This window comes from Flavobacterium sp. LM5, from assembly GCF_002017945.1.
In the GTDB taxonomy this organism is placed as follows: domain Bacteria; phylum Bacteroidota; class Bacteroidia; order Flavobacteriales; family Flavobacteriaceae; genus Flavobacterium; species Flavobacterium succinicans.
This window is the reverse complement of record NZ_MUFX01000001.1, coordinates 939,456-960,285: the sequence shown is the minus strand read 5'-3', so window position 1 is coordinate 960,285 and position 20,830 is coordinate 939,456. Positions and strand designations below refer to the sequence as shown.

18 protein-coding genes are annotated in these 20,830 nt (G+C 35.1%); 14 read left to right on the top strand and 4 right to left on the bottom strand.

Annotated elements, in window-relative coordinates; genetic code table 11:
* The first annotated feature begins 17 nt into the window (after positions 1–17).
* The 6 genes from BXU11_RS04030 to pruA all read left to right on the top strand — a co-directional run bounded on the left by BXU11_RS04030 (position 18) and on the right by pruA (position 7,934).
* Positions 18–431 carry a GxxExxY protein gene (locus BXU11_RS04030; RefSeq protein WP_051536657.1) on the top strand — a complete coding sequence of 138 codons (414 nt, stop codon included), beginning with the start codon at positions 18–20 and terminating at the stop codon, positions 429–431.
* Positions 432–478: 47 nt separating this feature from the next.
* Complete coding sequence (locus BXU11_RS04025) at positions 479–1,312, top strand: class I SAM-dependent methyltransferase (protein ID WP_078211097.1); 834 nt, start codon at positions 479–481, stop codon at positions 1,310–1,312.
* Positions 1,313–1,526: 214 nt separating this feature from the next.
* Positions 1,527–4,433, top strand: a complete 2,907-nt coding sequence (locus BXU11_RS04020) for a DEAD/DEAH box helicase (protein WP_078212061.1) — start codon at positions 1,527–1,529, stop codon at positions 4,431–4,433.
* Positions 4,434–4,486: 53 nt separating this feature from the next.
* Positions 4,487–5,734, top strand: coding sequence for a DUF5103 domain-containing protein (locus tag BXU11_RS04015; RefSeq protein ID WP_078211096.1), 1,248 nt, complete (start codon positions 4,487–4,489; stop codon positions 5,732–5,734).
* Between the two features lie 65 nt (positions 5,735–5,799).
* Positions 5,800–6,186, top strand: a complete 387-nt coding sequence (apaG, locus tag BXU11_RS04010; RefSeq protein ID WP_024981413.1) for a Co2+/Mg2+ efflux protein ApaG — start codon at positions 5,800–5,802, stop codon at positions 6,184–6,186.
* A 119-nt stretch (positions 6,187–6,305) separates the two neighbouring features.
* Positions 6,306–7,934 (top strand): L-glutamate gamma-semialdehyde dehydrogenase, encoded by a 1,629-nt coding sequence (gene pruA, locus BXU11_RS04005; protein ID WP_078211095.1) that lies wholly within the window; start codon positions 6,306–6,308, stop codon positions 7,932–7,934.
* Positions 7,935–8,098: 164 nt separating this feature from the next.
* On the opposite strand, the gene BXU11_RS04000 is transcribed toward pruA, so the two are convergent.
* Entirely contained in the window at positions 8,099–9,175 is a 1,077-nt protein-coding gene (locus BXU11_RS04000; RefSeq protein ID WP_078211094.1) for a hypothetical protein, read from the bottom strand.
* Between the two features lie 340 nt (positions 9,176–9,515).
* Between BXU11_RS04000 and BXU11_RS03995 the strand changes: the two genes are divergently transcribed.
* From BXU11_RS03995 to BXU11_RS03985, 3 genes are read left to right on the top strand one after another with little or no spacing between them, the layout of a single operon-like run.
* Positions 9,516–10,529, top strand: coding sequence for a sensor histidine kinase (locus BXU11_RS03995; protein ID WP_024981410.1), 1,014 nt, complete (start codon positions 9,516–9,518; stop codon positions 10,527–10,529).
* Positions 10,530–10,562: 33 nt separating this feature from the next.
* Complete coding sequence (locus BXU11_RS03990; protein ID WP_078211092.1) at positions 10,563–11,738, top strand: alpha/beta fold hydrolase; 1,176 nt, start codon at positions 10,563–10,565, stop codon at positions 11,736–11,738.
* Positions 11,739–11,776: 38 nt separating this feature from the next.
* Positions 11,777–12,472, top strand: coding sequence for a LytTR family DNA-binding domain-containing protein (locus tag BXU11_RS03985; RefSeq protein ID WP_078211091.1), 696 nt, complete (start codon positions 11,777–11,779; stop codon positions 12,470–12,472).
* Positions 12,473–12,640: 168 nt separating this feature from the next.
* On the opposite strand, the gene BXU11_RS03980 is transcribed toward BXU11_RS03985, so the two are convergent.
* Together BXU11_RS03980 and rsmG are read right to left on the bottom strand one after the other, a co-directional pair.
* Positions 12,641–13,474: a M48 family metalloprotease gene (locus BXU11_RS03980; RefSeq protein WP_078211090.1), complete on the bottom strand. Its 834-nt coding sequence runs from the start codon at positions 13,472–13,474 to the stop codon at positions 12,641–12,643.
* A 161-nt stretch (positions 13,475–13,635) separates the two neighbouring features.
* Positions 13,636–14,265 (bottom strand): 16S rRNA (guanine(527)-N(7))-methyltransferase RsmG, encoded by a 630-nt coding sequence (gene rsmG / locus BXU11_RS03975; protein WP_024981406.1) that lies wholly within the window; start codon positions 14,263–14,265, stop codon positions 13,636–13,638.
* A gap of 107 nt (positions 14,266–14,372) precedes the next feature.
* Here rsmG and BXU11_RS03970 point away from each other — a divergent pair, with 107 nt between their 5' ends.
* The 5 genes from BXU11_RS03970 (at position 14,373) to BXU11_RS03950 (ending at position 19,754) form a co-directional block, all read left to right on the top strand.
* Positions 14,373–15,467 (top strand): acyl-CoA desaturase, encoded by a 1,095-nt coding sequence (locus BXU11_RS03970; protein WP_024981405.1) that lies wholly within the window; start codon positions 14,373–14,375, stop codon positions 15,465–15,467.
* A 48-nt stretch (positions 15,468–15,515) separates the two neighbouring features.
* Positions 15,516–16,703, top strand: coding sequence for a pyridoxal phosphate-dependent aminotransferase (locus BXU11_RS03965; RefSeq protein WP_024981404.1), 1,188 nt, complete (start codon positions 15,516–15,518; stop codon positions 16,701–16,703).
* A gap of 201 nt (positions 16,704–16,904) precedes the next feature.
* Complete coding sequence (locus tag BXU11_RS03960) at positions 16,905–18,779, top strand: U32 family peptidase (protein WP_078211089.1); 1,875 nt, start codon at positions 16,905–16,907, stop codon at positions 18,777–18,779.
* Between the two features lie 78 nt (positions 18,780–18,857).
* Positions 18,858–19,178, top strand: coding sequence for a DUF6370 family protein (locus BXU11_RS03955; protein ID WP_078211088.1), 321 nt, complete (start codon positions 18,858–18,860; stop codon positions 19,176–19,178).
* Positions 19,179–19,754 carry a Crp/Fnr family transcriptional regulator gene (locus tag BXU11_RS03950; RefSeq protein ID WP_078211087.1) on the top strand — a complete coding sequence of 192 codons (576 nt, stop codon included), beginning with the start codon at positions 19,179–19,181 and terminating at the stop codon, positions 19,752–19,754.
* Here the strand turns inward: BXU11_RS03950 and BXU11_RS03945 are convergent.
* The gene (locus BXU11_RS03945) at positions 19,740–20,771 is read right to left on the bottom strand and encodes a YafY family protein (RefSeq protein ID WP_078211086.1); all 1,032 of its coding nucleotides are present in this window, start codon (positions 20,769–20,771) and stop codon (positions 19,740–19,742) included. The two genes, BXU11_RS03950 and BXU11_RS03945, sit on opposite strands and share 15 nt — an antisense overlap.
* Between the last annotated feature and the right edge of the window lie 59 nt (positions 20,772–20,830).

The following is a 20,830-nucleotide window of genomic DNA, read 5'->3' as shown; positions in this document are numbered from 1 at the left end:
CCAAATCTGGTAATAAAATGCAAGAAGAGCCATCTAAAATTTCACCTGATTTAGAATCACTTTCTTATAAAATAATAGGGCTTGCTATTGAAGTTCATAGACAATTAGGCCCCGGCCTTTTAGAGTCTGCTTACCAACAATGTTTATTTTATGAAATAAAAAAAGCAGGTTTTAAAGTTGAAAAAGAGGTAATGTTACCAATTATCTATAAAGAAATAAAAATTGATCATGGATATAGAATTGATTTATTAATCGAAGACAAATTAGTCGTGGAATTAAAAACTGTAGAAAGTTTTACATCAGTTCATTTTGCTCAGATTCTAACCTACTTAAAATTAGGACAATATCCACTGGGATTGCTAATCAATTATAATTCAAAGATTTTAAAAAATAATATAAAACGATTCATAAATACCGCTAGAGATTTTTAAAACTTTGCGAATCTCTGCGTTTCTTTGTGAATCTCCGTGTAACAACTATGAAAAGACTTTTCAAAACCGTACTCAATACCATTCCGCGTCCATTATTAATTCGTTTGAGTTATGTGGCGCGACCAATCATTGCTTTTACCTTAAAAGGTGACAAATTTACGGACCCAATTGATGGCAAAAGCTTTAAATCGATGTTGCCATACGGATACGAAACGCAACGTAACAACGTGCTTTCTCCAAGTACACTTTCGCTAGAAAGACACCGCTTATTGTGGTTGTACCTCAACGAACAAACGGATTTTTTTCAATCTAAACTTGATTCAGATTCTTTAGATACAAACACCAAAAGAATTAAATTGAGAGATGCTGAAACAAATTCAGCATTAAAAGTTTTGCATTTTGCTCCTGAACAAGCTTTTTACAAATTGTTTCGAAAACAAAAAAACTTGGACTACACCACTACCGATTTGTTTTCGCCATTGGCAGATGTAAAAGCAGACATTTGTAATTTGCCTTTTGAAGACAATCAATACGATGTGATTTTGTGCAATCACGTTTTGGAGCACATTCCAGACGATACCAAAGCGATGCAGGAATTGTACCGCGTGTTGAAACCTGGCGGAATGGCTATTTTACAAATTCCGCAGGACTTAAATCGTGAAGTGACGTTTGCCGATGACTCAATTACCGACCAAAAAGAACGCGCGAAAATATTTGGACAATACGACCACGTGCGTATTTACGGCCGTGATTATTTTGACAAATTAAGAAGCATTGGTTTTACGGTAATCGAAGAAGATTATACCCGAAAAATTGCACCTGAATTGGTAGAAAAATATTGTTTGGCCAAAGGTGAAATTATCCCAGTTTGTTTTAAATAAAAAATTTGACACAGATTACACAGATTACACAGATTACACAGATTTAAAAAAGTTTTGACAGCATTAAAAAAACCTTTGAGTGCTTGCGTAAAACTTTGCGCCATTTGCGGTTAAATTTTTAGACACAGATTCAACAAATATTTTCTAGCTATTTAGTTGTTAATTTGTATTTACAACAAACCAAAATCAAAAACAATCTTATAAATAATTGTATTTGGAACCCGAAAAAAATTTCCAGTTTTGCTTTGATGTTAGTTTCGAAGCGAGACTCAATTACTATATCCCTACTTCGTATGTAGTTGGGCATACGGATACCATTACCTATTTAGAAAAAAAAGCCAGTCCTGAAGTCCTTCAAAGTATGGGGATAACGCTTGAGAACTTAAATACTGCTACACAAAAAACAGTGTCGCTTTGTGAAGTACTCCAACCTGAAGCGCTGTTTAAGAAATACCGAACCAAAAGCAAATCAGCCAAAAATATTGAAGATTTACTTAAAGACGAGAAACTAAAATTCGGCATTGAACAGTTTATAAAAATAAGCTTAGCGCAATTTTATGCTTTAGTAAAAGAGAACGATTTCCCGCTCTCATTAAACTTGGGAAAAGAAAAAGATTTTCGCATCAGCCAAATTACTACTCAAAATCCAGCTTTGGAAACCGAACTGCATTTTGACAAACACAACAACGGAATTTCGTACACCCTTTTACTAAAAGACGAGACTACCTCATTTTATCCCTCCAACACCAAGGTCAACTTACTCTTGGATGAACCGGGATGGTTGGTTGCGTATCATAAATTGTATCAACTACAAGACATTAATTCGAAAAAAATCACCCCTTTTTTAACCAAAAAAGTAGTGGAAATTCCCTCGAAATTAGTGCCTGATTATTTTGAAAAATTCATCAAAGACATTGCCAAAAAAGTAGACATTACGGCTACAGGATTTGAAGTCATTACTCGCGAAACCATACACCATTGTACGTTACAGCTAGTGCATGATTTTTTCAAAAACAGCTATTTTATTGGGCTTTTATTTGATTATGATGGCTTTGTATTTGATGCTACTAAACCCAAAAATACCCATTCAGAAATTGACTTAAAGGATTTGAACAACATCCAATTAATGCAATTCAAACGAACGGATGCCGAACTTACCTATAACGAGGCGTTATTGGATTTGGGACTAAGTAAAAACGAGAATAATTTGTTTTGGTTGAACCAAAATACAGCAAATCAAGACGCTTTCGGAACCATTCAATGGGCAATCGAAAATAAAGAAAAACTGGAATCCTTAGGTTTTTCATTAGAAAATTTAAAAATAGACGGGAAGAAAATCGACAGTAATACCGTAACGATTGCATTCTCCAACACCGTTCAAAACGACTGGTTTGACATCAAAATGACGGTGGTTTGTGATGATTTTGAGTTTAACTTCAGCGAGTTAATTGCGAATATAAAAAATAGAAATCGCTTGTTTGCCTTACCCAACGGAAATTACTTTTTGATTCCATCAGAATGGATGACGCGCTACAGTGCGATGGCAAGATTAGCCAAAATCAAAAATGGAAGTATCGCTGTTCTCAAAAGTAATTTTGCAGTTTTTGAAGATATCCCACAGTTGAAACAATCCTTACACGTTAAGGAATCTGTTCAATACCAACCTTCGCCTTTGGTTAAAGCCACGTTGCGACCGTATCAAATAGAGGGCGTACAATGGCTTTTGGAACATTACAACAACGGTTTAGGCGCTTGCTTAGCCGATGATATGGGTTTGGGAAAAACATTGCAAACCTTATCCACGCTGGTTGCCGTACAAGAAAAACTAGAATTTGAAAAAGCCGAAAACATACAACTAGATTTGTTTGGCAACGAAATCCCCGTAGCCAAAGAATACCTAAAAGCCTTGATTGTGCTTCCCTCCTCTTTGGTGTTCAACTGGTATAACGAAGCTAGAAAATTTACGCCTCACTTTCGAAGAATTCAGTATATAGGACAAGACCGAAAACTATTGTCTAAAAAATTAGCAAAGTACGACTTGATTTTTACCAGTTATGCGGTGGTAGCGAGAGACCTTTCGATTTTAGAAAAATACGAATTTCGCTATTTGATTTTGGATGAAAGCCAATACATCAAAAACAAAAATTCGAAAATCTTTAAAGCCATTAATCAACTGCAAACCACTCATAAAATCTCGTTGAGCGGAACGCCTATTGAAAATTCACTCGACGATTTGTGGTCGCAAATGCAATTTATCAATCCGAATATTTTGGGGAGTTATGCTTTTTTTACCGAGCATTACAAATTTCCGATTGAGAAAAAACAAGACGAAAACAGTCTCGCAGAACTCAAAACCTTAGTCAATCCTTTTATTTTAAGACGCACCAAAGAGCAAGTTTTAAAAGACTTACCTGAACTCTCTGAACAAGTTTTCTATTGCGAAATGGAACCGGAACAAGAGAAATTATACGAAGAAGAAAAGTCGAAAGCGAGAAACGCACTTTTAAAAACCGATGGTTCAGGCATTGACAAAATCAACATTATCAACACATTGATGCGTTTGAGACAATTGAGCAATCACCCAAAAATGGTCGATGCCAACTCTGAAATGGATTCTGGAAAATATATAGCAGTGACGCGTTATTTGGAAACCTTGGTACAGTCCAATCAAAAAACGATAGTATTCAGTTCGTTTGTATCGAATCTGGAATTTTATAAAAAATGGAGCATCGAAAACAAGATTGATTTTTGTGAACTCACAGGTGCTACGCCTCAAAAAGAGCGCGCCTATCAAGTTCAGAAATTCCAAGAGCAAGAGCGCTCAAAATTGTTTTTCATTTCCTTAAAAGCAGGTGGCGTGGGACTCAATATTACCAAAGCGTCTTATGTTTTGTTTTTGGACCCTTGGTGGAATCCTTTTGCCGAGAAGCAAGGTATTGGTCGTGCCCATCGTATTGGACAGCTTAATAAAGTGAATGTAGTTCGATTCATCACTAAAAATACGGTGGAGGAAAAAATCATTCGTTTGCAGGAAAACAAAAAACTGCTTTCGGATGCATTGCTTGATGAACAGCACATCAGTCCAGAACTTGAAGAAAATTTAGATTTTATTTTAACCTAAAAAACATTTCAATAAATACTTATCTTTACTAGAAAATCATTTATAAAATTGAAATGAGAAAAATTGCTGTTATACTTCTTTTTTTATTTTGTTCGTTGGCGGACGCTCAAGCACTCCAAGAAATAATCCCACCATACAACATTAAGACCATTTCCTTTATGGACAATGGCCAAAATGTAATCCCGGTCTTTAAATTAGGAGAATCTTTTGAGCTCAACTTTGATGATTTATTTGGGAATGAAGCCGATTATTATTATGAAATTATGCATTGCGATTATAATTGGGTACCCTCAGACATACCCAAACAAGAATACCTCAAAGGGCTTGATAATCAAAGAATCATCAACTATTCCAATTCCTTCAACTGCCTTCAACTCTATTCACATTACCAACTCAGTATACCCAATCAGTTTACCCAATTAACCTTAAGCGGGAATTATATTATTAAAATATTGAACGACGATAGAGAAGTTGTTTTTTCTAGAAAATTTATTATCTACGAAGATCTCGCCAGTGTAAGATTACAAATCAAAAGAGGCCGAAATCTAAATACCATTGAAAGCAAACAAAATCTAGATTTCACCATAACGTCCAAGAGCCTTACCTTTCAAAATCCGTTGCAAAATGTCAAAGTTTTGTTGCTACAAAACCGTCAATTCAACACAGGCATCAAAAACATTGTCCCACAATACACCATTGGCAATGAATTGATTTACAAGTACGATTCCGAAACTCAGTTTTGGGCAGGCAATGAATTCCGTTTTTTTGATAATAAAGAAATTAGAAATGCTGCCAATAATGTAGCTAAAATTAGTTCTAATGGTGGGATTTACAACAGTTTCTTATTTACGGACGATGCCCGAGCCAATTTCCCTTATAGTTTTACGCAAGATGTAAACGGAAATTTTGTAGTGCGCAACCTTAATGCCACCAATCCAAAAATAGAAGCTGATTACGCTTGGGTTTATTTTAGTTTATCGGCTCCAGCTTTTCAAATTGACAAAGGTATTTACATCAATGGTATGTTCAATAATTACGCAATTGCTCCCGAAAATAAAATGGAATACAATGAAAAGAAAAAAGTATTCGAAAAAGCATTATTAATCAAACAAGGCTTTACCAATTATCAATATGTAGTGGCCGATGCCAAAGGAAAAATAGATTTAGAAAACAGCATCGACGGCAACTTTTTTCAAACCGAAAATGAATACGAAGTGATCGTTTATTATAGAGAAAACACACAGCGATATGATCGCGTCATAGGATTTGTCGCACTAACATCTGTAGGCGCAACCAATTAAGTTAAAAAAAAGAATTCCAATACATTTTTTTGTAATTTTGTACCACTAGTAACTATTCACACCCTATGGTTTCACAAATAACACGAGGCATAAAAATTTCGGTTTTGACTAGTTTTGAAGGGACATACTTCAAAAACTATAAAATTCACTTTGCCTTTAGTTACCAGATAACTATTGAAAATCATAGTAAAGATTCCGTTCAACTGACCTCGCGTCACTGGGAAATCTATGACTCACTCAATGACAACGAAATGGTAGACGGAGAAGGTGTAATCGGGAAAAAACCCGTCTTGAAACCTGGAGAGCAACACACGTATAGTTCTGGTTGTTTATTATCCTCTCCTTATGGCGCCATGAAAGGGTATTTCAACATGATAAATTTTACTACCACTAAAAATTTCAAAGTATTTGTGCCTAATTTTAGATTGTGCGCTCCTTTTGCCTTGAATTAATTTGACTTTTATTCTGTACTCTAGAATGAAAATTTCATTTTTACTTTGTACTTTTACCTCAAATTTTGGAAAAACCCAATAATATTAATTAGTATTTACAATCATCTAAAATAAAAACCATGCTAAAAGGATTTTTTAACGTACCAAAAGCAGTTAACGAACCTGTAAAAGGTTACGCCCCAAACTCACCTGAAAAAGCAGCAGTACTTGCGGCCTACAAAGAAATGTGGAATTCAAAAATTGACGTTCCTTTATATATTGGTAGTGAAGAAATAAAAACGGGTAACACCAGAACTATGACCGCTCCACACGATCACCAACACGTAGTAGGAACGTATCATTTAGCCGAAAAAACACATGTTGAAAAAGCTATTGCTAACGCGCTAGAAGCCAGAACAGCATGGGCAAACATGGCATGGGAACAACGTGCTGCTATTTTCTTAAAAGCTGCCGAGTTGATTGCTGGACCATACAGAGCTAGAATTAATGCTGCAACTATGATTGCGCAATCTAAAAATATTCACCAAGCTGAAATTGATGCATCTTGTGAGTTAATTGACTTTTTACGTTTTAACGTAGAGTTTATGACTCAAATCTATGCTGATCAACCAGCCTCCACTTCTGACATGTGGAACCGATTGGAATACCGTCCGTTAGAAGGATTCGTATACGCGATCACTCCATTCAATTTTACTGCTATCGCTGCCAATCTTCCAGCAAGTGCTGCAATGATGGGTAACGTAGTGATCTGGAAACCAAGCGACAGCCAAGTATTCTCTGCAAAAATCATCATCGATGTATTCAAAGAAGCAGGAGTTCCTGATGGTGTAATCAATGTGGTTTTTGGAGATGCTTTAATGATTACCGACACGGTTTTGGCTAGTCGTGATTTCGCTGGAATCCACTTTACAGGTTCAACACATGTATTTAAAGATATCTGGTCTAAAATCGGAACGAACATTCACCATTACAAAACCTACCCAAGAATTGTAGGAGAAACTGGTGGTAAAGATTTCGTGGTAGCGCATCCAAGTGCTAACGTAAAACAAGTAGCGACAGGAATTGTTCGTGGCGCTTTCGAATTTCAAGGACAAAAATGTTCTGCTGCATCAAGAGCTTATGTACCTCAAAGTATGTGGCCAGCCTTGAAAGAGCAATTGATTACCGATACCAAATCAATGAAAATGGGTTCTCCAGAAGATTTTGGAAACTTCATTACCGCTGTAATTCACGAAGGATCATTTGATAAATTAGCTAGCTATATCGACCAAGCTAAGAAAGATAACGATGCCGAAATCATTGTTGGTGGTAACTATGACAAGTCAGTTGGGTATTTTATAGAACCTACCATTATCGTAACCAGCAATCCTAAGTACACAACTTTGGAAACTGAATTATTCGGTCCAGTAATCACAATCTATGTTTACGAAGATGCGAATTGGGCAGAAACCTTAAAATTAGTAGACACTACTTCTGAGTATGCATTAACAGGAGCCATCTTCAGCCAAGATCGTTACGCCATCGAAGAAGCAACTGTAGCTCTACAAAATGCAGCTGGTAATTTCTACATCAATGACAAACCAACAGGCGCTGTAGTAGGTATGCAACCGTTTGGTGGTGCAAGAGCTTCAGGAACTAACGACAAAGCGGGTTCTGCCTTGAACTTATTACGTTGGGTTTCTCCAAGAACTATCAAAGAAACGTTTGTTACTCCAACAGATTACAGATATCCATTTTTAGGAGAATAAAGATGTAAAAGATTGCAGATTTTGGATTAACGATTTGTGATTTAAGATTTAAAACCCCACAAGAATTCAAATTATTTTGAGGTCTTGTGGGGTTTGTTTTTGTCATGCTCTCCAATTTTGTAAATTGCGATAAAGGAGAAATCGTAGCGTGCGAGTTTGCCATTTTATTTTTCCAACTTAAAACTAGAAATTGTATGAAAATTATCTATTTCTGTGTTTTTTGGACCTTTAAATGTATCATAGTTTACCACCAATAATTTTCCTTTATAAATAATCGTCTCACAAGGATTATCCAATTGTCCGTCGGCACCATCATTGTTACCGTTTTCCCAAATTGTAGTGATTGTGTTAGTATTTAAATCCAGTTGATGCACACTGTTGTTATCATAATTGGCGATGAAAATAGCATTCCTTTCCTTGTCATAAAAAAAACCGTCACAGCATTTTAATTTATCTGAATCAAAAACAACTTTCTTCGATTTTACTTTTCCATTTTTAAAAAAATCAATTTTAGTAATTACACCATCTCCGAAACTTCCTGCATATAAATTGCCTTTTTTATCAAATGCGATTCCGTCAATTCCAAGTGAATGTTTCTCGGTTTCAGGCTTCAATCTAAAAGTGCTAATTAGATTTTTTTGTTTATTTGAAACATCTAAAACAATCTTATTTTTATTTAATTCTTCTAATGAAAAACTATAAATACCACTTTCCGTACTATTTTTAAAGGATGCATCTGTAATATAAATTCGGTTTTTAAACCAACGAAGTCCATCAGAAAAATTAAATCCTTCGACTAAAACTTCTGACTCAATTGGCTTTCCATCTTTCACAATAACCCTAATTAATCTTGAAATATCCGATTTCCTTGCAAAACACTGATTGTCTATCACATATAAATTTCCATCAGGACCAAACTCCATTCCCATTGGATGTACTCTTTTGGTTTCTGGATGCAACGGCAATTTATCGAACCAAGTGATCGGTTTATCGTTTTTATCGAAAGTTAGAATTTTACTTCCAAACTTTTCAAAAGTTGTTGGATTGGTAACCGACAGATATAAATTTCCTTTTTTGTCCAACGCCATTCCGTCTGGCGTTTGGCACGTTTCGTCTAAATCAGCAAATAATGTTGGCTTTATCGATTTTGAAGAAGGATTGTGTTTAATTTCTTGCGAAAATGAATTTGAATAATTTAGTAAAATTAGAATTCCAAATACAGTTTTAATTAGTAATTTCATGAAGTTTTAGTTTAGTATCCATTTTTAAAATAAATTTCTTTTCAGCTCAGTTATTACAAATAACAGGAAGCACAGAATGAGTTTTATCATGCTTTATAGTTTTAGCGAATATAGAACTAGAATAAATCGCTAAAATTATGAGCATTCAAAAAGCATGTTTTTACATTCAAATAATCAAAATAAAACAAAAACTATATTCGTGTGCGAAAAGACCTTTTTTAGAAGCAAAAACGCATTATTTATCTTAGTGAATTAGTCCAACTTCAATATTTTATTATCTTGCTTCCAATTAAGATACCTTATGAATTTATTAAAAAACAAGGACCTGAAAAGAGTCATAATGCATTGTGTATATTGGATTTCTTTTTTATTATTATATGTATCTGGAAAATCTGACGATACCACTTATTACGATTTTATTTTTGTATATACATTTAAAATTCTGACACAAGCAACAGCCGGCTACGGCTTGATTTATTGGATTATTCCGCAAACACTGAATAAAAAGAAATACCTGCTTTTTGTCGTTTCTGCTTTGGGTTGGCTGTATTTCGTCTTTGCTCTATTAATGACTTTAAAATATTATTATCTTGAACCTAAATTTCCTGGCTTTTTTGATGATTGGCTAGGACATAAAATGACTATTCCGGAAAGGCTGACTTCTTTCAAATTAATTTTTAGAGAATTTTCTTTTATCACCTATCCTATTATAATTTTAGGTTTTATTAGCTTCAACAGAAAACAACAACGTCTTTTAAAACTTGAAGAAGAGAAAAAATCAATGGAATTGAAGGTTTTAAAAAACCAATTGAACCCTCATTTTCTTTTCAACACCCTAAATAATCTCTACACTTTAACGCTTAAAAAAGATGAGAAAGCACCTGAAGTAATTGCGAAATTATCTGAAATTCTGGACTTTGTTTTATACCGTTGCAACGAGGATTTTGTTGCTATTGAAAAAGAAATTGCCTTAATTGAAAATTATATTGCCTTAGAAAAATTACGCTACAACGAAAACCGATTAGATGTTTTATTTACCAAAGAGATCAAGGAAAACAATAAAATTTCGCCTTTGATTATATTGACTTTTACAGAAAACGCCTTTAAACATGGTGTAATTAACGAAACTGAAAAAGCTACAATCCGATTACATTTAGAAAGTAAAAAAGAAAAAATCATTTTTACTATTGAAAACACAAAACCTCAGAATGGCTTTGAAAGAATTTCGGATAAATCTAAAATTGGTTTAGAGAATGTTAGAAAACAACTCGATTTATTATATCCAAAAAAACATCAATTAGAGATCGACGAGACGCTGGCCAATTATACCGTTAAACTTTCTCTTACAGCTTAGAATTTCTTAAAAATCACTCCTCAAAATTATTACATGAAAAACTACTTCTTAATTAGTACTATTGTCTTCTTCAGTTTTATTTCGGCGAAAAGCCAATCTAAAGTCATTGACACTTTGGTCGATGTTGGCAATCATAAAATTCATTTTAAAATTATCAAAGGGGAAGGAATACCAATATTATTTGATGCCGGAGGAGGAAACGATGGCTCAGTTTGGAACTCGATTTTAGATCAGACTTCAAAGATTACAAATGCTACTTTAATTACGTATGATCGTGCCGGTTTTGGCAAAAGTACAATCGACACATTACAAAAGGACGATTCAAAACACGGAATTATAAGCAGTATTGAAGATTTAGAAATTGGTTTAAAAAAACTTGGTTATGATAAAGAAATCATGCTGGTTTCACATTCTTATGGAGGTTATCTTTCTGAACTTTATGCTTCAAGACATCCTAAATTAGTTAAAGGTGTTGTTTTAATTGACGTGAATCATAATTATTATGAAGACGGTTATATCGAAAAAGTAGTCGCTACACAAGACAAATTGATTCCGCAATGGAAGAAAAATAATAAAGGGACTTATTACATGGCCTCGACTATTCTTGAAACTGTGAAAATAATGAGCAAAGTATCAATTCCTCAAAATATTCCGGTTGTTGATTTTGTGAACGGAATTCCTTTCTTAAAAACAACCGAAGAAATAGAACGTTGGAAAGAATGCCATAGAAACTATGTCGCCAACAACGCGAATGTTACAGGTATTATAGCACATGGTTGTGGTCATGGCATTTGGATGGGTAATCCGCCTTTGATAATAACTACGATAGCAAAATTGTATGCAAGAACTTCTAATCAAAAAGCTGAAATTCAAGAACGTGCGTTACAATATTCGATAACGGCTTGCAATGAAGAAAAAGCTGAGGATTTGACTTTCAATAATTCTGATGATGATTTGAATACTTGGGGGTATGAATTGTTAGGCAAAAATGAAAACCAAAAAGCAGCAGAAGTTTTTAAGTTAAACATGCTGTTAAACCCAACAAATGCAAATACGTATGACAGTTATGGTGAAGCTTTATTGAAAATTGATCAAAAAGAAGAGGCCATCAAAATGTATAAAAAATCTATTGAGTTAAACCCTGAAAACAAAAACGGAAAAGAAGTTTTAAAAAAAATCACAAAAGACAATGCAAAACAACTAAATTAGATTTTTAGAAATTTAGAAACTACTTATTCCTCTATTGTATGAAATACAAATGCATTATCGTTGACGACGAACCTTTGGCTAGAGAATTAATTGAGTCACATTTAGCTCATTTCGAAAGTTTCGAAGTGGTTACTTCTTTTGAAAATGCCTTGAAAGCCTATGCTTTTTTAGAATCAAATACGATAGATTTGATGTTTTTGGATGTTGAAATGCCGTTACTCAAAGGAAACGATTTTCTAAAAAAACTAAAGAATCCCCCTAAAGTAATTTTCACAACGGCTTACAGAGAATATGCGTTAGAAGGCTACGAACTCAATGTGATTGATTACCTCTTGAAACCCATCACTTTTGATCGATTTTTTGTTTCAATAGAAAAATTCAGACAGTTACAAACTCAAAAAAAAGAAAAAAAAGAAGTTCTTGAAAATCACATTTTTGTATCATCAGGGAACAGGAATATCAAAATTATTTTGGACGAAATTTTTTATATCGAAAGTCTAAAAGATTACATTACCATTCACCTCGAAAACGGAAAATCGCACCATCTTAAGCAGAATATCTCTACTTTCGAAAAAGTACTGGATTCAAATTTTGTCCGAATCCATCGTTCTTATATTATTCAAACCAAAAAACTAACGGCTTACTCAAAAAACGAAGTGGAAATAAATGCAGCAGAAATACCAATTGGAAATAGTTATAAAGAAAATTGGCTAGCTTATTTAAAAAATCAATAATAAAACCCACAAGAATTCAAGTTGTTTGAGTTCATGTGGGTTTTATATTTTTTTACGAATAAAAGGTTAAAACTATACCAAACCCATTTTTCGAAAAAGTACGTAATTGAAGGTCTTGGTGCAAAAAAACCATTTGAATACCAGAGAACGCTCCTAATTCTACCGCTATTATTTCTTCTTTTTTACTACTGTCTTTGTTTTTGATGCCTCAGACTTCTTAACATAAGGCTTGTACAAACCGTCTTTTTCTGCTCGTATTTTAGCATTCTCTGCTCTTTCTTTAGCGTCTGGATGTGAGCTGGTGATTCTGGTTAAAAAAGAAGCATCAACACCTTCACTTAATTTTGCCAAAATTGAAAATGCAGATTCTACCGCATTTACATTGTAACCGTTTCTCTTCATAAAATCATAAGAATACATATCGGCCTCTGACTCTTGCATTCTTGAATGTTTACTATCAATAATGACATTTCCCAATTTCCCTAAATCACTACTAGTTAAGGCCGCAATTTTATCGGATTGGGAAGCAATCGCATCCATAAAAGCCTCTTTCTTGTAGGCGGCTTTCACAGCATCTTGAGAATCATTATTAGCAACATGGCCAATTTCGTGACCAATCACAGCCAAAACCTCGTTATCATCCATTGCATCCATCAAACCTTGGTACACACGAACACTTCCATCTGCGCAGGCAAAAGCATTGACTTCTTTTAGCTTATAAACTTTGAAGTTTAGCTTAAGTCCATTTTCTGTGGCATGCTTTCCGAAAATTTTTCTTAAACGAATATCATATTTATCTTTAGCGTCAGCCACCGGATTTTCCTTATCCATCTGATCAACCGCAGCTTTCGCTAAAGCAACTGCTTCTTCATTACTAAAACTAAAACCTTTAACCGCTTTACCTACAGAACCTAAAATTTTGTCATTGATTTTTTGAGCATTCGAACTCATAGAAAATACAAACAAAACTACAAAAACAACAATTTTTCTCTTTGTCAACATACAAATTTTGATTTAAAATACACCTACTAAATTATTAGCAAAAGTATTCAAAAAGAAAACAAAACAAGACCAAATCTGAAATAGAATAAGAATATTCGTCATTAAAATTTGTAAAAAACCAAATTACAACTTAGTTTATCCATTTCTCAAAGTTGATCGATTTATACCACAAACTTCAAGGGTAAATGCACTACTTTTTTGGTTTCGAAAAATTCATCTTCAAAAATATCAGCTAAATTGTATTCCGTGGCTTTCGGAAAATCTTTCAATTCCTCGGTCAAGTCACCTCCTTTTAAATACAAAATACCATTCTTTAATTGGTGCTTGTGTTGCTTTTTGATTTTAGTTTTTACCCAAGATACAAAATCGGGCATATTGGTCACGGCACGGCTTACAATAAAATCAAAATCTCCTTTTACATTTTCGGCACGTATTTGTTCTGCTTTTACATTTTTCAATTCCAAAGCTTCCGCCACCGCTTTGACTACTTTTATTTTTTTGGCAATCACATCAATCAAATAAAAACGAGTCTCTGGAAACAAAATAGCCAAAGGTATTCCGGGAAAACCGCCACCAGTGCCCACATCCAAAACAAAAGTTCCGGGCTCGAATTTATTTATTTTAGCAATTCCTAGCGAATGCAAAACATGTTTGGTGTACAATGCATCAATATCTTTTCTAGAAATAACGTTTATTTTTTCGTTCCAATCATGATATAAAACATCCAATTTGGCAAACTGTTCTTTTTGCAAATCAGTCAGATTAGGAAAATACTTTAGAATCTCGTCCATGGTAAAATTTTTAACAAAAGTACTTATTTTAGCGCGGAAATTTTTAAGTCTATAATGTATAATCGAAAATTTATAATACTTACATTTGCCCCTAGATAAAAATCGTTATGAACACTACTGCGCCCACTTTTTCTAAACAAGATAATTTAAAATTCTTTAGAACACTCAACTCTCGGGTTAACAACTACTTTAAGGAAAACAACCTTCAAAAAACGGGTAACTGGAAACTACATTTAAAAACAATTATTTTGTTTACTGTTTTTTTGGCTCCCTATTTCATAATTCTAACTCTTGATTTACCATTTTGGGCCTATCTATTGCTAACCATCGTTATCGGGATTGGAATGGCAGGTGTTGGAATGAATGTAATGCACGACGGAAATCATGGATCGTATTCCACCAAAAATTGGGTCAATAAATTCATGGGAGGCTCGATCTACATCCTAGCTGGAAATGTATACAACTGGCAAGTGCAACACAATGTTTTACACCACACTTACACGAATATTCCTGGACACGACGAAGACTTAGATGCAGGAAGAATTATTCGTTTTACGAAAGAAGCCAAATGGCAAAAATTCCACCGTTTTCAGCACTACTACTCTATTTTCTTGTACGGTTTATTGACGTTCAATTGGGCCATTACCACCGATTTCAAACAGATGAAAAGTTACTTGAAACGTAAATTATCCTATGGCACACCTAAAAGCCCTAAAATATTGTGGACCACTTTAATCATTACCAAAATGATTTATGTATCCATTTGGATTGTATTGCCAATGGTCATTGGAATTACTTGGTGGAAAGTATTGATTGGCTTTTTTGTAATGCATTACACCGCAGGATTAATCTTGAGTGTTGTCTTTCAATTGGCTCACGTAGTAGAAGAAACTACCAATCCGCTACCAAATGAAAACGGAGAAATAGAAAATACTTGGGCTATTCACCAATTATTCACTACAACCAATTTTGCGCCAAAAAACTGGCTTATCAACTGGTACACTGGAGGACTAAATCACCAAATTGAGCATCATATTTTTCCAAACATCAGTCATATTCACTATAGTAAAATTGCTAAAATAGTAAAGGAAACGGCTAAAGAATGCAACCTTCCTTATTACGAATACAAAACAATGACAAGTGCTGTAATTGCTCACTTCAAGCACTTGAAAGACCTTGGTACCAAACCAGAACTAGCCTAGGTCTCGAATACCAAAACTAAGACAAACTAATATCTATTTACTATAACAATGAACCCACTTTCAGACAGGATTAACAACCTTGCTACCTCGCAAACTCTGGCGATGGCAGCCTTAGCAAGAGAATTAAAAGCACAAGGAAAAGACATTATCAGTTTAAGTTTAGGAGAACCTGACTTTAACACTCCTGATTTTATAAAAGAAGCTGCAAAAAAGGCCATCGACGAAAACTACAGCACCTATTCTCCTGTAGATGGATATCAAGAATTAAAAGAAGCTATTTGCAGAAAATTCAAAAGAGACAATGATTTAGACTATAAACCAACTCAAATTGTAGTTTCAACGGGGGCCAAACAATCATTGTACAACATTGCCCAAGTGATGTTAAACGATGGTGACGAAGTGATTTTGCCTGCACCTTACTGGGTTTCTTATTTCGAAATTGTGAAATTATCAGGTGGTGTACCTGTAGAAGTTCCGACTTCAGTAGAAACCGATTTCAAAATCACCCCAGAACAATTAGAAGCAGCCATCACTCCTAAAACAAAAATGATGTGGTTTTCTTCACCTTGCAACCCTTCTGGATCCGTTTACAGCCGAGAAGAATTGACTGCATTGGCCAAAGTATTAGAAAAACACCCAAATATTTATGTGGTAGCAGACGAAATCTATGAGCACATTAATTTCTCAGGAACTTTTTGTAGCATCGCCTCTATCCCTGGCATGTTAGAAAAAACCATTACCGTTAATGGTGTGGCTAAAGCTTTTGCTATGACAGGCTGGAGAATTGGCTACATTGGTGCCCCAGAATTTATCGCCAAAGCATGTACTAAAATCCAAGGTCAAGTGACGTCTGGTGCTAACAGTATTGCACAGCGCGCTACCATCACGGCTCTTGATGCCGATCCATCAGTACTTAACGAAATGGTACAAGCGTTCCACAGTCGTAGAGATTTAGTGGTGGGACTATTAAAAGAAATTCCTGGCATCAAAATCAATGTTCCTGAAGGCGCTTTTTATGTATTCCCTGACGTTTCTTCTTTCTTCGGAAAAACACTAAGAGGAACTGAAATAAAAGACGCTAACGACGTTTCGATGTATCTTTTGGCCGAAGCTTGCGTAGCAACCGTAACAGGTGACGCTTTTGGAAATCCAAATTGTATTCGTTTCTCTTACGCTACCAGCGAAGCTGTATTAACCGAAGCTTTAAAAAGAATCAAAGACGCTTTGGCTGGATAAACCAAAGTTATATTTTTACACTAAGCCTCAAGGATCATTCTTGAGGCTTTTTTTTGTAAAATCAATGGACCAATAAATGAAACCAATACTTCGATACATTTATTCCGAAAAAAATCTATTCCTGAATTAGAAATCTTAAATTTTTTATAAGACCTTTGCACACTTTTTTTCACTAACCGATAAAAAGCTAAAGTTGTAGTAATGAAGAAGAAAATTGAAATACTCGCTCCCGCCAAAGATTTAATTCATGGTATGGCGGCCATCAATGCAGGAGCAGACGCACTGTATATTGGAGCACCAAAATTTGGAGCACGTTCTAACGCCACCAATTCCATTAATGATATTGCCGAATTAGTAAAATATGCGCATCTTTTTAACGTGCAAGTTTTTGTTGTAATCAATACTATTTTGTACGATAACGAATTGGAAGAATGCCGCCAAATGATTTGGAAACTCTACGATATTGGAGTTGATGCCTTGATTGTTCAAGACATGGCCATTATGGAAATGGACTTACCTCCTATCGTTTTACACGCCAGTACGCAAGCCAACAACCGCGACCCACACAAAATCAAATTCTTAAAAGATGCGGGAATGAAACGCGTGGTTTTGGCTCGTGAATTGAATTTACACCAAATCAAAGAAATTGCAGACACAGCCGATGTAGAACTAGAGTTTTTTGTGACTGGAGCACTTTGTGTGTCGTTCAGCGGCAACTGTTATATGAGTGTAGCCAATGGAGAACGTTCTGCCAATCGTGGTTCATGTGCCCAAAACTGTCGTTTACCCTACAACCTTATCGATGGCAATGGCGAGACTTTAATCAAAAACAGTCATTTACTTTCGATTAAGGATTTTGACGTTTCGGACCAAATTCCAAATTTAGTGGAAGCAGGAATTTGCTCTTTCAAAATCGAAGGTCGTTTGAAAGATATTGTATATGTAAAAAATAACGTTTCGTATTTACGTCAAAAATTAGACGCTTTCTTAGAAGGAGATGGTTATGACAAATACACCAAAGCTTCTTCTGGAACTTGTACCTACACTTTTGATTCCGCTTTGAACAAAACCTTTAACCGTGGTTATACCGATTATTTTGTCAACGAAAGACATCAGTCCATTGGTTCTTGGGAAAGCCCAAAATCGAAAGGACAATACATTGGTAAATTGATTAAAACCGTTGGAAATGCCTACGAAATCGAAAACGGCGAATTCCTAAACAACGGTGATGGCCTTTGTTTTATTAATGAAAATAAAGAAGCCGAGGGATTATACATCAACAAAGTTGAAAATGGTTTGGCGTATCCTAATGTGTTGAAAGAAATCAAAGACGGTACGTTTATTTATCGTAATAATGATGCGGCTTTTATCAAATTAGTAGCTCGTGAAGACAGTGCGATTCGTAAAATACATACGGATTTATTGTTGACCGAGAATGAAAATGGATTTGAATTAATTGCCACCGACGAAGATGGCAACGTAAGCAGTGTTAGCTTGGTTCATGCCAAAGAAACGACCAAAAACAACGAATCACTCGCTGATAATTTCAAAATCAATTTAGCCAAAACTGGTTTCACTCCTTACACAGTAGATGAGATCACTATTTTGTTCACTGAGAATTGGTTCTTGCCAATTTCCAAAATCAACGAAATGCGACGCACCGTTTTGGAACAATTATCCGAGATTCGTTTGAAAAACTACCATCGCGAAGAACATCAATTGGTAAAAACAGACCATCCTTTCCCTGAAACCAAGCTAGATTTTATGTACAATGTTTCGAACAAACTAGCCCGTAAATTCTACGAACGTCACGGCGTTACCGAAATCGAAAAAGCCTTTGAACTGCAATGGGATCCTGGAAAATCCAGAGTAATGACTACGAAATATTGTATCAAATACGAATTGGAACGTTGTCCAAAATACCATCGAGAAAATATGGACAAAAAAGTAAAAGAACCATTGGTATTAAAACAAGGTGAATTGGAATACAAACTCAAATTCAATTGCAAACCCTGCGAAATGGAGATTTGGGAAAAAGACGCCGAATTCGAAATCGAGGAAGATCACTTTCATTAAATAATGTACGGACAGCTTGCGAGCTGTCCTTTTTTATTCCTATTTTTGAAAAAATCTAACCCTATTTTTATTTCGTTTATGAAAAAAATTATAACTCTTATTCTGGTATTCGTAAGTTTTGCTGTAACAGCACAAGAAAAAAAAGAAACCCCTAAGAAACAAATTGTAGAAGCTTCTTGTGGGCAATGCCAATTTGGTATGGAAGGAAAAGAGTGTGATTTAGCCGTTCGCATCAACGGAAAGTCTTATTTCGTAGACGGTACACACATTGACAAACACGGCGATGCGCATGCAGCAGAAGGCTTTTGTGCCAAAGTGAGAAAAGCTGAAGTAATTGGTGAAATTGTAGACAATCGCTTTAAGGTGACGTATTTCAAATTGTTACCCGAAGTAAAATAAATGGCTTTAATTCTTCAAAATATTGCCAAACACGTGGCCTTAACCCCTGAGGAAGAGGCCTTATTTTTGTCCAAAACAACGACTCAACAACAAAAAGCCAAATCGGTTTTGTTGCACGCAGGTAAAGTGGCCGATAGTACTTATTTTGTCAATTCTGGGATTTTGAGAAGCTTCAATATCAACGATAATATTATCGAACACGTATTGCATTTTGCCTGCGAAGGTTGGTGGATGGGCGATATGTACAGTTACATTTCTGGAAAACCAGGCAATCTTTTTATCGAAGTCCTAGAAGATGCTGAAATAGTTACCATAACCAAAGAAAACCATCAAGAACTCTATAAAGCCATCCCAAAATTGGAACGCTTTTTCAGAATACTCGCCGAGAATTCCTTAGTAACTCACCAAGAGCGCTTGATGGATAATTTGAGCTTGACCGCTGAGGAACGCTACGAAAAATTCTGCAAAAAATACCCCACTTTAATTCACAAACTCCCTCAAAAACACATCGCTTCCTACATTGGCGTAACACCTGAATTCTTTAGTAAAATGAAGAGTCGGTTATTGAAGAAGTGATTCATTCTCTTCGTAATTTTCAAGAGCACCTATTAAAATCTGCTTCATTCTATTACGCAGACCTTCCGGCTTTAGGACTTCTAGACCTTTACCAAAACCCAACAATAGGCGTTCGAATTCATAATTTACAATGATTAACAAATGGATTATTATACTACCATCAGCATTGGTTGTAATAAGGCGCTGCGTAGCATGAAGGGGTTTCGTTATCACATAAGGTGCATTGATTTTGTCAATCCAAAGTTCAATTTTTCTGGCTTGTATTCCCGAATTTACAGTGACTCCAATAGTGTTTTTATAATAACGATCAGCGTCAAATACTTCGTCAATATAAGGGGTTTGAAAATCATAATCAATCGCAATTATTCTGTCTAAGGCCAAGTTGGTAATAGGTTGTGATTTCTTTTTTCTACCCACCAAAAACCATCTATTATTAAACTCTTTCAGTATGAATGCGTGAAATAAAAATTCACTTTCCTCTCTAGACTTGAATGATTTGTAACGTATTTTTAAAACCACTTTCTTAATGATTGCTTGATACAACTCATCTAAAAAATGCAATCCTTTTAAATTTTCGTTTTTATCCAAATGAATTACGGGTTGTGTATTCGACTTCTCAGCATAAATTTTGTCTTCTAACCGCTGTAAAATATCCGAAACATCATTAAATAAAGAAAAATCCTTGAACTGCTTTAACATCGAAACCGTTTCACTCAACACATTAATATCCGTTTCTGTGAGCGGAATATCAGTTATCGAAAAATCTTCGTCTTCGTACTTGTAAAACTTTTTATCATACACCACAATAGGTGCATTGTAGCCCAATTTCTCACTCCGCATCATTTGAATATCCAATTGCAGGGTTCGCTTGCTCACTGGATTTTCTTTGCCTTCATATTCATACAAAGCATCGCTAACCGAAGCTATTAAATCCTCCAAAGTCCAAGTTCTATATTGGTTTTGCAGGCATTTATCGATAGTTTTATAACGAATTAAAGCGTTTTTATTTTGAGCCATCGTTGCATTGATTTGTTTTGAGCGTGCCCCAAGGGTCGGGCTGTACACTATATCTATTG